Consider the following 13,923-nt stretch of genomic DNA (forward strand, 5'->3'; position numbering starts at 1 on the left):
CTCAGCCGCTGCCCTCGCGTCACAGTCGCGCGAGCGAGGCGATGTCTTCGAGGAACGCGGCTGCCACGTCGGCCGAGACGGTCGCTTTGGTGGCGCCGATCGCCTGGACGTAGTCGTCGGTGCACGGTCCGTTCGGGCGATCGGCGTCCGGCGGGACGTCGAGGGACTTCTCAAGCGCGTTCTGCGAGGCCCGGCGTGCGGCGTACTCGATGTCCGCGGGCGAGAAGCCGTCACTCGCCGTGACCAGCTGGTCGAGATCGAGCTGCCCGGCCACCGACGCGGGCACGTACCGGGCCCAGATGGCTCGGCGCGCGGCGTCGTCGGGCAGGCCGATCGGGATGACGTAGTCAAAGCGCCCATGCCGCAGGAATGCCGGGTCCAGCGCCCGGATGAAGTTCGTCGCGCAGACCAGGAGGCGGTCGGGCTGCTCCCGGAACACCGGGATGATCTTGAGCAGCTCGTTCGTCACCCCTTGCATGGACGACGGCGGCTCTCCCCCGCGCCGGGCGGCGATCTCCTCGACCTCGTCGATGAACACCACGGCGTGCTCGAGTTCGGCGATCTTCTCGAACGTCGCCCGCAGCGCGCCGGCCAGGCCGAGGGGGTCACCGGCGAGCCGGGACGGGAAGACCTCGACGAACGACCACTCCAGGCGCGAGGCGATCGCCTTGGCGAAGGTCGTCTTGCCGGTCCCGGGCGGACCGAACAGCATGACCGCCCGAGGCGGGACGATCCCGTACTCCTCGGCAAGTTCGGGCTGCGCCAGTGGCAGCACGAGGCGACGCTCGAGGAGCTCCTTCTCGTGCTCCATCCCGCCGACGGCGTTCCACAGGCCGCGCGGCAGCACCCGGCCGCCGAGCTCGCTGAGCGCGCCGAGTTCCTCGCGCTGCACGGGGATGCGCCGCTCGAAATAGCGCAGGCGGCTCTTGATCTCGAACCCCTGGGCCTCGAATGCGTCTACCCGGGTCTGGGAGTCTGGCATCAGGGCCGACAGCTTGGTCAGTCCGTGCGGGGTCATCCGCTTCTCCAGGGCCGCGAGCATCCCCGCGCCGATCCCCCGCCCGTGCCAGCCGTCCGCTGTCGCGCAGAACACGATCCAGCCCTGGGCGTGCGCCGCGCGGCCGACTGCGGCCCCGACGACCTCGTCTCCGTGGACGGCCACGACGGCGTGGTCCTTCTGGCATGAGGCGAGCACCTCGGCCAGCCCGTAGACCGGTTCGACGCCGGCTGCGGTCACGGTCCCCCAGAGGTGCAGGATCCCGTCGAGGTCGTCGCCGTGAAACTCCCTGAGCCGCCATCCCGGCATCCGCTTCCCCCGATCCTCCAGGTGGTTGACCCACCACCGCGCGGCCTCGACGCCGCGTTTCCATCATGTCGACTTCTCGGCCGCCAGGGCGTAGAAGAAGAGCGCGACCGGGCGGTACATCGCATGGGCGAACTTGGTGAACGGCAGGAAGAGCATCAGCTCCATGGCAACCGCGACATGGAACAGGAAGATCCAGTAGCCCCAGGCGGGGGCGTCGGGGAGGTAGAGCGCGACCTCGATGAAGAACCCGGTCGCGCCGGTGATCCAGAGGAGCACGAGGAGGAGCCAGTCCGACGCGGTGGAGTGCTGCGCGGCCCGGTTGACCTTGCGCACCCGGTTGATCATGAACATGCTCACGCCGTACAGCAACGACAGCCCTGCGACGGTCCCGATCAGACGGGAGGGGTACCACAGCGGGATGGGCGTCCCGGTCTCCTTGACCCCGATCAGGGCCAGGCCCCAGTCGAGGCCGGTCGCGACGAGCAGCCCGAGGAATCCCCAGATCGACAGGGCGTGGATCAACCAGCGCCGGCGGTAGAGCGGTTCGGCGGGGCTGTCGTCCTTGCAGTCGTCGCGGTACCTGCGCTGACCGACGGACTCGATCCCGAGCGCCGACCAGAGCGCAGCCGCCGTCGTGCCCCAAGCTGCCCGGCCGCCGAACATCGCTGTGAGGCTGACGCCTTCATGGCGCGCGACCCCGCGGGCCATGGTGACGATCCCGATCACTGCGGCCAGCACCATGGCGACCATCACCGCGATGCCGGTCCAGTGGATGACGCCCTCGGGGACGAAGGTGAACAGGGCGAGCGACGCGGTGTCCTGCGGGCCGTGGGCGGCGTACATGAACAGGGCGAAGAAGGCAGCGACGGCGACGGCGATGAGCGAGCCGATGACCGGTCGGGTGTACAGGATCCGGGCGAGCCCGGTCGGGTCGTAGCTCGCGATGGCGTATCGCCGGGCGGAGGCCATGAACTCACCGGGATCAGCCTCGGTCGGGCAGCTGTCGGAGCACAGCCCGCAGTGGTAGCAGGTCCACAGCTCCTTGCTCGACAGCAGCTCGGTCCGCATCCCCACCTGCGCGTACCGGATCATGCTGCGAGGGAAGGTGGCGTCGTTGTCGGACAGCGGGCAGATCGCCGTGCAGGTGCCGCAGCTGAAGCACGCCGAGACGTCGGCCCCCCCGAATTTCTGGATGTCGGACAGCAGATCGGTGTCGACGAGCGAGGTCACGAGGTCGCCTCCTGGCGGACGCTGGCGTAGCGGAAGTAGCCCTCATCGGTGGGGTCTGGGACCTCGATGACGTGGCCGTAGCGGCGCATCCCCATCACCCAGAACACGACCTCCTCGCTGGGGTGACCGATCCGCTCGGCGATCTCGGGGATCGTCAGCGGTCCGGCGTTCAGTGCCGACAGGATGGGGCGGTGCATCGACGGTTCCTCGCGGATGATCTCCCTCGGGTCTCGCAGCGTGGTGCTCATGCGACTGGTTCCCTTCCGAGGCTGTCGATCGCGGCCAGCATCTGGGCGTCGGTGTAGCCGAGGAGGTCGATCGCGCCGGCCGGGCAGACCGGGACGCACCCGCCGCAGCCCTTGCACACGGAGGCACTGATGTGGGCGACGTCGCGCCCGTCGCACTGGATCGTGGAGATCGCGTCGTAGGGGCAGCTCGGCTGGCAGACGTTGCAGCCGGTGCAGGCCGCGTTGTCCACGGTGGCCACCAGCGGATCGAGCTCGGCGAAGCCCTTGAGCAGGATCCCCGCGCTCTGTGTGACCGCTGCCAGACCCGAGGCGACCGCCTCCGACGCGGTCTTCGGCCCCTGGCACGCGCCGGCGATCATGACGCCGGCCACCACGGTCTCGACCGGGCGCAGCTTGGGGTGGATCTCGTTGAAGAACCCGTCCCCGCCGACCGGCAGCTTCAGCACGCTCGTGAGGTCCGCGTTCTCGCGCGGAACCATGCCGGTCACGAGCACCACCAGGTCCGCCGGGATCGTGAGCTCGGCGTTGCCGGTGAGCGCATCGGTGACGGTCACGGCCAGGCGCCCGTCGGGCATCGTCGCCACCGACGGTGGGCTCTCGTCCGGGAACCGCAGATACACCGACCCCCGCTCGCGGGACTCCGTGTACATCAGCTCGTACTTGCCGTACGTCCGGATGTCGCGGTGCAGGTGGTACTGACGGATGCCGGCATCGCGCTTCGAGATCTTGACGGAAGCGTGCACCGTGGCCGCGCAGCAGAACTTCGAGCAGTACTCGTTGCCGCCCGCCTGCCGGTTGCCGACGCAGTAGATGTAGGCGATCGTGCGGACCGGCTTGCCCCGGTGGGTCAGGGCACCCGTGGAGCCGTCGACCAGCGCCGTGAACTCCGGCAGCGTCAGGACGCCGTCGATGCCGTACCCGAACTCACCGATCTCGGGTGCGTACGTGTCGAAGCCTGTCGCGACCACGATGGTCCCGACCTCGGTCGTGACCAGGTCGTCGCGTCCGTGGACGCGGACCTCCGCGACGTAGTTGCCGAAGCTGCCCGACTTGCTCACCAGCTCGGCGTCGGTCAGGACGGTGATCGACGGCCGCTGGGCGATCTCGGCGACGAGGAAGTCGATCTGGTCCCGCCCGCTGCGGTCGCTGGGGAACATCGGGCCCAGCTCGGCGACCCAGCCACCGACCTGCGGCGCCCGCTCGACGACGACGACGGCGAGTCCGATGTCGGCCAGCCCGATCGCCGCCCGCAGGCCGGCGACCCCGCCGCCGATCACCATCGTGCGCGGGAGCGTCTTGACGACGAGCGGCTCGAGCGGGGTCGACAGCCTGGTCTTAGCGATCCCCGCCTTGACCAGGCCGATGGCCTTCTCGGTCGCGCCTGTCTTGTCATCGGTGTGCGCCCACGAGGCCTGCTCGCGCACGTTCACCTGGGTGTAGGCGTAGGGGTTGAGGTCGGCCCGCTTGGCCACGCCGCGGAAGGTGATCTGGTGCAGCTTGGGCGAGCAGGACGCCACGACCAGCCCGTCGAGGTTCTTCTCCTGGATATCCCGGATCATCTCGTGCTGGGTGCCGTCGGCGCACGCGAACATCGTGGTCTCGGCCACGACCACGTCGGGGTCGTCCTTGAGTGCGTCGCGCACCTTGGCCACGTCGACGTAGTCGGAGATGTTCCCGCCGCAGTGACAGATGTAGACGCCGATACGCCGCTGCTCGCTCATGCCAGCACCTCGGCCGTGTGCTGGGATTGCTTGGCGTGCTCGAGGTGTGCCGCGACCTGCGCGACCGCGGCCCCGGCGTGCAGGATCGAGTCGACGATGTCCTTGACGCCTGCGGCGGTGCCAGCCACGAACACCCCCGGGATGTCGGTGCGCCCCGGTTGGAGCTCGTCGTCGGGCTCGGCCACGTAGAAGTACTCGTCCAGGCCCAGGCGCTCGCCGGTGAACAGCTTCTCCACCTCGCGGTTGGGCTGGATGCCGACAGCGAGCACCACAAGGTCGTACTCGGCCTCGACGATCTTGCCGCCGTTCTCGACATCCTCGTAGCGCACGATGAGGTCGCCGTCGTCCTTCTCGGTGATCTTGGCCACGCGCCCCTTGATGTAGACCGCGCCCATGTCCTTGGCCTGCTCGTAGAACTCGTTGTAGCGCTTGCCGGCGGCGCGGATGTCCATGTAGTGCATGGTCACGTCGGCCAGCGGGAGCGCGCCCATGATGAGCTGGTTCTGCTTGATCGAGTACATGCAGCACACCTTCGAGCACAGCGGGTTGCCCGACGTCTTGTCGCGGGACCCGGTACACGAGACATACGCGATGCGCTCGGGCACCTTGCCGTCGCCGGGCCGCAGCACGGTGTTGAACGGACGCGTCGGGGCAAGCAGGCGGTCCATCTGCATCCCGGTGATGACGTTGGCATAGGTGCCGTAGCCGTACTCGGGTTTGAGGTCGGCCGCGAAGAGCTTGTAACCGGTGGACACGACGACGGCGCCCACGCTCACCTGGGAGGTCACGTCGCGCTTGCCGAACTGGATCGCGTCAGCCGGGCAAGCGGTGACGCACTCCTGGCACTCCGAGCAGATGCCGCAGTCCAGGCAGCCGCCGGAGCCGACCAGCGCCTCGGTCTCCGTCAGCGGCGGTTCGAGCTCGTCGAAGTCGTCCGGGGCGGCGCTGAACGCGGTGTCCGCGACGAGCGGCTCACGCCGGGTGTGGTTCTTCTCGCGAGCGAGCACCTCGGCCTTGTCCACGACGTCGATCAGGTCGTCCAGGGCGGGGAAGGTGGTCAGCGCGCGGCCCTGCACCCAGTTGTCGATCATGTACGCAGCGCGGCGGCCGGCGCCCACCGCCCGGGTGATGTCGGTCGCCCCGGTGGTGACGTCGCCCGCGGCGAACAGGTACGGGAGCTCGGTCTGCAACGTGGTCGGGTCGACCTCGATCCGTCCCCCGCGGGCGACCGGGGTGAGGTGCTCGAACGGTGTGGGGTCTGGGGCCATCCCGATCGCGGGGAGGACCACGTCGCAGGGGATCACGAACTCGCTGCCGGGGATGGGCTCCGGGCTGCGGCGACCGGATGCGTCGGCCGCGCCGAGCTGCATCTTCTGGCAGCGCAGCCCGGTGACGGCGCCGTCGGGCTCGCTCACGACGGCCACCGGCGCGACCAGGAACTCGAACGTGACGCCCTCGGCGGCGGCGTCGTCGACCTCGGCGACGTGGGCGGGCATCTCCTCGCGTCCGCGCCGGTAGGCGACGCGGACCTCGAGGGCGCCGAGCCGGCGGGCGGTCCGCGCGGTGTCCATCGCGACGTTCCCGCCACCGACGACGACGACGCGCTTGCCGGCCAGGTCGGGTGCCTGGTCGAGGCGGACCTGGCGCAGGAACGCCAGACCTGCCAGGACACCGTTGGCATCCTCCCCCGGCACACCCAACAGGCTCGCTCGGGGCGTGCCGGTCGCGAGCAGGACGGCGTCGTACCCCTGGGCCTTGAGTGCCTCGAGGTCCCCGACGGAGGAGGAGGTGACGATCTCGACGCCGAGCGCCGTCACGTTGGCGATGTCCTGCTCAACGACCTCCGGTGGAAGGCGGTAGGCGGGCAGCGCGTGCCGCAGGAACCCGCCGGCCTGGGCCTCGGCCTCCAGGATCCGCACCCCGTAGCCGAGCCGCGCGAGCTGCCAGGCGGCGGTCAGCCCGGCCGGGCCGGAGCCGACGACCGCGACGCGCTTGCCGTTCGGCTCGGGGCGTTCGATGCCGGGGCCGTCCATCTCGGCGTAGTGGCGGTCCGCGACGAACCGCTTGAGCCGGCGGATCGGGATGGACGCCTCGAGGTCACCGCGCGTGCACTCGGACTCGCATGGTGCGTAGCAGGCGCGACCGAGCGTGCCGACCAGCGGTGTGGCGTCCAGGACCAGCTGGAAGGCTTCCTCGTACTTCCCGCTGCGGATCAGGGAGACGTAGCCGTGGGCCTTGATCCCGGCCGGGCAGCCGTCGATGCACGGCGAGGTGCCCGCGCGCTGGATGACGGCTTTCTTCGGCACCGCCTGCGGGAACGCGATGTACGCGGCCCGGCGCGCGACCAGTCCGGCGTTGAACTCGTCGGGCACTGCGACGGTGCACGCGTCCTGGCAGTCGCTGCATCCGGTGCAGGCGGCCCAGTCGACGAAGGTGGACTTCTCGTTCAGAGTCGCGCGGAACCCACCGTCGGCGTCGCGGTGAACCCCCATGACCTCGGAGTAGGTCTTGGTGGTGATGTTCGGGTGGTTGATCGTCGACGACATCTTGGGTCCGGAGATGCAGCTGGCGCAGTCGAGGGTCGGGAAGACCTTGCTGAGCAGGATCATCCGGCCGCCGACGCTGGCCTCCTTCTCGACCAGCAGGACCTTGTAGCCCATGTCGCCCAACTTGATCGACGATTCCATCCCGCCGATCCCGCTACCTATCACCAGGACGTCGTAGTCCATCTGTGGCTCCACTCTTGGTTGGTCCGCGACGCCGACCCGCAGGCCCGGCGAGTGCCTAGATGAACAGGTTGACGGTCGCCTCGTCCGCGTCGGTGAGGTAGCTCGCGACCCCGGCGTACTCGAGGCCGTCGATGAGCTCCTCGGCCCGCAGCCCCATCACGTCCATCGACATGGTGCAGGCGACCATCTTCACGCCCTGCTCCCGCGCCGAGGCGATGAGGTCTTCGAGGGGCATGACCTTCTGCTGCCGCATGACGCGCTTCATCATCTTTGGACCGGCGCCGGCGAAGTTCATGTGCGACAGGGTCAGGCGCCCCGGTCCGCGGGGCATCATCATCGAGAACGCCTTCTGCAGCGGGGTCTTGCCGGTGGTCGCGACCTTCTGCGGGCGACGCAGCGCGTTCAGTCCCCAGAACGTGAAGAACATCGTGACGTCGTCGTCCATCGCCGCCGCGCCGTTGGCGATGATGAAGGCCGCCACCACCTTGTCGAACTCCCCGCTGAAAACAATGATCGTCTTGTTGGTCGTGGCCACCGTGTCGACTTCCCCGTCTGGTGTTTCGTCGGTCATGGCGCGGGTGTGGAGACGGGACCGAGATCCGTCAGCATCTGGGAGAACTCCCGCATGTAGTTGACGAACGGCTCGGCGCACACCGAGCAGATCGCCGCCATCTTCAGCCGTTGGGGCGCGAACCCCTTGTCCTTCATCAGGACCTGCGCGCGGGTCAGGATCGAGGAGGTCCGCTGGGCGCAGTCAGGCAACAGGGCGCACTCCTCCCCGTCGGAGGCGATGAACACCCCGTCGATCCCCCGCTCGAACGCGTGCAGGATCCACTCCGGTTTGAGCCCGCTGCTGCACGGAACGCTCATTGTGGAGACTGCGGCCGAGTAGTGCAGATGCCTGCTCCCGGCCAGGTCGATGCCGGGATCGGAGATGTTGTTCGTCGAGAAGACGAGGATCCTCGGCATGAACCCGGTCTCGACCAGACAGGACACGCTCAGCTCACTTCATCTTCCGCAGGAACAGGTGCAGGTAGCCGGCGTCGTCGAACGACCCGAGGTACTCGTGACCCATCTTTTTCGACCAGGCCGGAATGTCTTTGAGCGTCCCGGTGTCGGTGGCGAGCACCTCCATGACCCCGCCAACAGGGATCCCGCCGATCGCCTTCTTGGCGGCCAGAATCGGCCCAGGGCACGACGTGGCCCGCGCGTCGACCACCTGCGCGGCCGTCAGTACCTTGAGTTCCTCGATGGCTACCGTCATGGGTTATTCCTCCTCGGAAGGGCACGTCGCGACGCACCACAATGTGGGTCTACGCGGACCTCTTGCCGCGATCCGACAGTGGACCGCCGCGGGCGTCTGCAAACTCAGGTTCCACCTCGCCGGAGTCGCAGGTAAGGGCCCTACGTCCTACCCCCCGGGGTATGTGTAGGTTTACCCCCCTGGGTATGAGACGCCCTACCCCTGGGGGTATGGTCGAACAACTGGTTCATCCAGAAGTGACGCCGGTCTGGGCCCGCCCGCGTACGCGTGCGGAGTGACCGACGCGCGTCCATGGAAGGTCGAAGATGACCGTTTACGCCGCCCCCGGAACCCCCGACAGCATCGTGGATGTCCTACCCCGGTACGAGAACTTCATCGGCGGCAAGTGGGTCGCCCCCCGCGCTGGGCAGTACATGGACAACATCGCCCCGGCGACCGGCAAGGCGTTCTGCGAGGTCGCCCGCTCGGACGCCGACGACGTCGAGGACGCCCTCGATGCCGCCCACCTGGCGTTCGAGACGTGGGGTCAGACGACTCCCACCGAACGCGCCGCGGTCCTGAACAAGATCGCCGACCTGATCGACGCCCACGTCCAAGAGCTCGCCGTGGCCGAGACCTGGGAGAACGGCAAGCCGGTGCGCGAGACCCTCGCCGCCGACATCCCGCTGGCCGCCGACCACTTCCGCTACTTCGCCGCCGCGGCCCGGATGATGGAGGGCACCAACACCCAGATCGATGCCAAGACGGTCTCCTACCAGTTCCACGAGCCGCTCGGCGTGGTCGCCCAGATCATCCCGTTCAACTTCCCGCTACTCATGGCCGCGTGGAAGATCGCCCCGGCTCTGGCCGCGGGCAACTGCACGATCGTCAAGCCCGCCTCGCCCACGCCGTGGTCGATCCTCAAGCTCATGGAGATCATCGGCGACGCCGTTCCCGCCGGTGTGATCAACGTGCTCACCGGCCCCGGAGCCACCATGGGCAAGGCCCTGGCGACGAGCCCGCGTATCGCGAAGATCGGTTTCACGGGCGAGACGACGACCGGCAGACTGATGATGCAGTACGCCGCCGAGAACATCATCCCGGTGACCCTGGAGCTCGGCGGCAAGAGCCCGAACATCTTCTTCGCCGACATCATGGATCACGACGACGCCTTCTTCAACAAGGCGGTCGAGGGTCTCGCGCTGTTCGCCTTCAACAAGGGCGAGGTATGCACCGCTCCCTCCCGCGCGCTGGTGCAGGCGGACATCGCCGACGCGTTCATCGCGCGGGTCCTGGCCCGGATGGCGCAGATCACGCAGGGCAACCCCCTGGACACCGCCACAATGGTCGGACCGCAGGTCTCGGCGACCCAGCTGGAAAAGATCTCCGGCTACGTGGACATCGGCCGCAAGGAGGGCTGCGAGGTCCTCACCGGCGGGGCGCCCGCCACGGTCGAGTCGTTCGAGGGCGGCTACTTCTACCAGCCGACGATCCTCAAGGGCGAGAACTCGATGCGGGTGTTCCAGGAGGAGATCTTCGGCCCTGTCCTGGCCCTGACCACCTTCACCGATGAGGCGGACGCGCTCCGCATCGCCAATGACACTCAGTACGGCCTCGGGGCCGGGGTCTGGACCCGCAACGGCAACCTCGCATACCGGATGGGCCGCGCCATCAAGGCCGGGCGCGTGTGGACGAACTGCTACCACCAGTACCCCGCCGGCGCACCCTTCGGCGGCTACAAGGTGTCCGGCATCGGCCGAGAGAACCACAAGATGATGCTCGAGCACTACAGCCAGACCAAGAACCTGCTCGTGAGCTACGACGAGGAGGCCATGGGCCTGTTCTGATCCCCGCCCGACGGGCCGCACACAAAAGTGGTGCCGAGCAATAGGTACCCGTGCGGCCCGCCGACCGGTGGGCGCACCTTGATCTGAGGGGCAGTTCGACCGGAAAGGCGAGATCCAAAATCGTCCGGCTGATACCCTAGGGGGTATGCAGACCCGTCCGCGCGCAATTGCCCTTGCTCTCGCTGTCCTCGTCTTTGTCGGCGGACTCGCCGGCTGCTCAACTGCTTCTGATGCGGTGACGGACGTCAGCGCATCAGAAGCGGTCAAAGTCCTCGCCGAGCCAGACCTGACGGTGATCGACGTACGGACCCCGGCCGAGTTCGACTCCGGTCACCTCGACGGCGCGATCAACATCGACATCGAAGGCAACTCGTTCGACCAACAGGTCGCAGACCTGCCAAAGGACGGGGCGTACTTCGTCTACTGCCGCAGCGGCAACAGGTCCGGCACAGCCACCGACCATCTCGTCAAGCTGGGATTCACCCACATCTACGACCTCCAAGGCGGGATCACCGACTGGCAGGCCAGCGGCGGCGCAGTAGTGAAGAGCTAGCAGCGTCTCGCCCGCGCCGCGCCCAGTCGCGAGAACCTGGTCGCGTACCTATACCCCCAGGGGTATAGTCGCGTCGACGAATGGAGCACCAAAATGACTACCTCCCCCACTCCCGGCAAGACCGTGGCGGCTCGCCTCACTCTCGTGATCGTCGGCGGCGTCGCCGGTGGCATGAGCGCCGCGGCGCGCGCCCGCCGGCTGGACGAGCACGCCGAGATCATCGTGTTGGAGCAGGGCGACTATGTCTCGTTCGCGAACTGCGGGTTGCCGTACCACCTGTCCGGGGAGATCGCCCGGCGCGATGCCTTGCTGCTGCACACGCCGGCCTCCTTGGCAGCGTCGCTGAACCTGGACGTGCGCACCGGGAACAGGGTCACCGGCATCGACCGCGCCGCCCAAGAGGTGAGCGTCCAGACGTCCGAGGGCAACTACCGCCTGGCATACGACGCGCTGATCCTGGCCCCCGGCGCGGTGCCGTTCAAGCCCCCGATCACGGGCCTGGACCACCCGGCCGTGCACGCCTTGCGCACCGTTCCCGATGTCGACGCCCTGCGCAGCAGCCTCGACGGCCTGCTCTCCGGGCACCTGGCCGACGCGCCCGTACCGGCTGCCGTCGTGGTGGGCGCGGGCTTCATCGGTCTCGAGGCGGTTGAGGCACTGGTGTCCCGGGGCATGCAGGTGCACCTCATCGAGCTCGCCGACCATGTCCTGCCACCCATCGACGCCGAGCTCGCGCCGCTGCTCGCCGACGAGCTCGCCGCGCACGGCGTCGACCTGCACCTGGGAGTGTCGGCGCAGGCCATCACTCCGATCGCCCCGACGGGTGTCGCGGTGGAATCGAGCGAGACCAGTTCGACCGGCGCGGTGGCGGTCACCTTGTCCGACGGGACCGTCTTGGCTGCGGATCTGGTCATCGTCAACGTTGGTGTGCGTCCGGCGAGCGCTCTGGCGCGTGAGGCGGGCCTGGATCTGGGCCCCACCGGCGCGATCCGCGTCGACGGCGACCAACACACCTCTGACCCGCACATCTGGGCGGTCGGCGACGCGGTCGAGGTCACCCACGCTGTCACCGGCGCAACAAGTCCGGTGCCGCTGGCAGGCCCCGCCAACCGGCAGGGCCGGCGCGCCGCGGACTCCATCTGCGGTCGCCCCACCACCCCGCAGGCCCCGGTCCTGGGCACCGCGATCGTGCGGGTCTTCGACCTGACCGCTGCGACCACGGGGGCGAACCAGGCCACGCTGACGCGCGCCGGCATCGCGCACGAGGTCGTCCACCTGCACCCCGGCCACCACGCGGGCTACTTCCCGGGAGCCGAGGCCATGCACCTGGTGGCGAGCTTCGCCCCCGACGGAACCCTGCTCGGCGCCCAAGGTGTGGGCCGGGCCGGGATCGACAAGCGCATCGATGTGCTGGCCACAGCGATTCGCGCGGGCATGACCGCCGACGACCTCGCCGAGCTCGAACTCGCCTACGCCCCGCCGTACGGCTCGGCGAAGGACGCTGTCAACATGCTCGGCTTCGTCGCCCAGAACGTCCTGGACGGGACCATGCCGCAGTGGCAGGCCCTCGACCTCGACAAGGCCCTGGCCACGACCCTGGTCCTGGACGTGCGCTCGCGGGCCGAGTACGCCGACGGGCACCTCGAGGGCGCCCTGAACATCCCGCACCTTGAGCTGCGCGAGCGGCTGGCCGAGGTGCGCGACGTCGCGGCCGGGCGGGAGATCAGCGTCCACTGCGCGAGCGGCGTGCGCTCCTACCTCGCCACCCGCGTGCTGCTGTGCGAGGGCTTCGCCGCCCGCAACCTGTCCGGCGGCTGGCTCACGTTGCGGGCTGTTCACCCAAACCTCTGACCAGCACCGGAACCACCTCGGCGGGTGGGCGTGCCATCCGGCGCGCCCACCCGCTGCGGTCAGCAACGCCGGTGCTCACACTGCGCAGGTGCTCGGGTTCGCCAGCCGCTGCCGCAGGCCGAACAGCGCCACCGCCAAGGCGAGGAGGGCGGTGGGCACGTCCAGTGGGTTGGAGTGCAGGACCCACACGGCGATGCCCACACTCAGCGCGGCGACCGAAGCACAGGGGGTGCAGCCGACGTCGAGGCGCCAACCCGCGCCGGGCTGAGGCACATAGCTCGCCAGCGTCGCCGAGCAGGCCACGGCGATTAGGACGACCAGCGCGAGCCACCCCGGTGGCCCATCGGTCAGCCCTCGCGCGGGCGTTGCCGCCAGCGCGGCGGCAAGGGCCGGTGCCAGCACGCCTAGGACGACGACGCGGCGTGCGGGCCAGGCCGCCCGAGCCCGGGCGAATCGCCGGTCGACCCGCGCCACCGTGGAGTCCGTGGGCGGTGAGTGGTCGCCGTCACCCAGGTCGTTGCTGGCCGGAACGGCGGCGAGGGGTGCCTCCGCGTCGGGACGGGGGTCAGTTCGGAAGGTCACGCACTCCACCGTTCTCGTCGTCGAGCAGCTGGTCGATTTGCTCGAGCGCGTCCAGCCCACCGGTGAGGTAGCCGGACCAGTCGGGACCCGTTCGACCCGCGCTACCAACCTGCGCCAGCCAGCGGCCGCGGATGTCACGAATAACTTCTGCGAGGGCTCCCGCGCCGTCAGGGCTGTCCCCTGCGCGTTGTACGGCCCGTCGAGCCTCGGCCAGTGCGGCTGCGGATCCCTCGTGGTACTTGGCCGCGGGCGCTGCCATCCCCGATCGGGACAGGGCGCACAACGACTGGTCGCCGGCTGCGCGGCCGAGCTGGTCGAGCGCCGCACCCTCACGCACCCGAAGCACGGCGAGAAGCGTGAGCCGGGCGGTGGTCGCCGTTTCGGGCGGCGCCGGCGACGTCAACGGCTCGCTGCGCCGGCCGATCAGCGGCAGGTGCACCGCTGCGCCGGCTGGACGCTGGCCATGACGGCATCGACGTGCATGCCGCAACCGGACCAGGTGATCTTGCCGCAACGCGCACACCGAGCGGGACTGCACATGGGTAGCTCCTTCGTCGGATCAACTCGAGTTCCGATCATACCCCAGGGGGTATGCACTCATCGTTCCGGGCCG

General features: G+C 69.0%; 13 protein-coding genes. 3 read left to right on the forward strand and 10 right to left on the reverse strand.

Annotated features, from left to right (window positions below):
• Window positions 1-19: 19 nt before the first annotated feature.
• The 8 genes from VTA80_RS22545 to VTA80_RS22580 form a co-directional block, all read right to left on the reverse strand.
• Complete coding sequence (locus VTA80_RS22545; RefSeq protein ID WP_407343300.1) at window positions 20-1,306, reverse strand: ATP-binding protein; 1,287 nt, start codon at window positions 1,304-1,306, stop codon at window positions 20-22.
• A 63-nt stretch (window positions 1,307-1,369) separates the two neighbouring features.
• Window positions 1,370-2,536 (reverse strand): 4Fe-4S dicluster domain-containing protein, encoded by a 1,167-nt coding sequence (locus VTA80_RS22550; RefSeq protein ID WP_407343301.1) that lies wholly within the window; start codon window positions 2,534-2,536, stop codon window positions 1,370-1,372.
• The gene (locus VTA80_RS22555) at window positions 2,533-2,784 is read right to left on the reverse strand and encodes a hypothetical protein (protein ID WP_407343302.1); all 252 of its coding nucleotides are present in this window, start codon (window positions 2,782-2,784) and stop codon (window positions 2,533-2,535) included. The genes VTA80_RS22550 and VTA80_RS22555 overlap by 4 nt, the downstream gene beginning before the upstream one ends.
• A complete protein-coding gene (locus tag VTA80_RS22560; protein ID WP_407343303.1) occupies window positions 2,781-4,505 on the reverse strand; it encodes a CoB--CoM heterodisulfide reductase iron-sulfur subunit A family protein in 1,725 nt (574 codons plus the stop codon). The genes VTA80_RS22555 and VTA80_RS22560 overlap by 4 nt, the downstream gene beginning before the upstream one ends.
• Window positions 4,502-7,234 (reverse strand): FAD-dependent oxidoreductase, encoded by a 2,733-nt coding sequence (locus VTA80_RS22565; RefSeq protein WP_407343304.1) that lies wholly within the window; start codon window positions 7,232-7,234, stop codon window positions 4,502-4,504. Before VTA80_RS22565 ends, VTA80_RS22560 begins: the two co-directional genes overlap by 4 nt.
• A 55-nt stretch (window positions 7,235-7,289) precedes the next feature.
• Entirely contained in the window at window positions 7,290-7,805 is a 516-nt protein-coding gene (locus VTA80_RS22570; protein ID WP_407343305.1) for a DsrE/DsrF/DrsH-like family protein, read from the reverse strand.
• Window positions 7,802-8,230, reverse strand: coding sequence for a hydrogenase iron-sulfur subunit (locus VTA80_RS22575; protein WP_407343306.1), 429 nt, complete (start codon window positions 8,228-8,230; stop codon window positions 7,802-7,804). Before VTA80_RS22575 ends, VTA80_RS22570 begins: the two co-directional genes overlap by 4 nt.
• A gap of 7 nt (window positions 8,231-8,237) precedes the next feature.
• A complete protein-coding gene (locus VTA80_RS22580; RefSeq protein ID WP_407343307.1) occupies window positions 8,238-8,498 on the reverse strand; it encodes a sulfurtransferase TusA family protein in 261 nt (86 codons plus the stop codon).
• A gap of 305 nt (window positions 8,499-8,803) precedes the next feature.
• On the opposite strand from VTA80_RS22580, the gene VTA80_RS22585 reads away from it, so the two are divergent.
• The 3 genes from VTA80_RS22585 to VTA80_RS22595 all read left to right on the forward strand — a co-directional run bounded on the left by VTA80_RS22585 (window position 8,804) and on the right by VTA80_RS22595 (window position 12,728).
• Window positions 8,804-10,324 (forward strand): aldehyde dehydrogenase family protein, encoded by a 1,521-nt coding sequence (locus VTA80_RS22585; RefSeq protein WP_407343308.1) that lies wholly within the window; start codon window positions 8,804-8,806, stop codon window positions 10,322-10,324.
• Window positions 10,325-10,469: 145 nt separating this feature from the next.
• Complete coding sequence (locus tag VTA80_RS22590) at window positions 10,470-10,877, forward strand: rhodanese-like domain-containing protein (RefSeq protein WP_407343309.1); 408 nt, start codon at window positions 10,470-10,472, stop codon at window positions 10,875-10,877.
• A 93-nt stretch (window positions 10,878-10,970) separates the two neighbouring features.
• Entirely contained in the window at window positions 10,971-12,728 is a 1,758-nt protein-coding gene (locus tag VTA80_RS22595; protein ID WP_407343310.1) for an FAD-dependent oxidoreductase, read from the forward strand.
• 75 nt (window positions 12,729-12,803) lie between these two features.
• Here the strand turns inward: VTA80_RS22595 and VTA80_RS22600 are convergent, their stop codons facing one another.
• A complete protein-coding gene (locus VTA80_RS22600; protein ID WP_407343311.1) occupies window positions 12,804-13,310 on the reverse strand; it encodes a hypothetical protein in 507 nt (168 codons plus the stop codon).
• Window positions 13,294-13,749 carry a hypothetical protein gene (locus tag VTA80_RS22605; protein WP_407343312.1) on the reverse strand — a complete coding sequence of 152 codons (456 nt, stop codon included), beginning with the start codon at window positions 13,747-13,749 and terminating at the stop codon, window positions 13,294-13,296. The genes VTA80_RS22600 and VTA80_RS22605 overlap by 17 nt, the downstream gene beginning before the upstream one ends.
• Window positions 13,750-13,923: the final 174 nt, after the last annotated feature.

The sequence above is a fragment of the Pengzhenrongella phosphoraccumulans genome (genome assembly GCF_045689905.1).
Lineage (GTDB): Bacteria > Actinomycetota > Actinomycetes > Actinomycetales > Cellulomonadaceae > Pengzhenrongella > Pengzhenrongella phosphoraccumulans.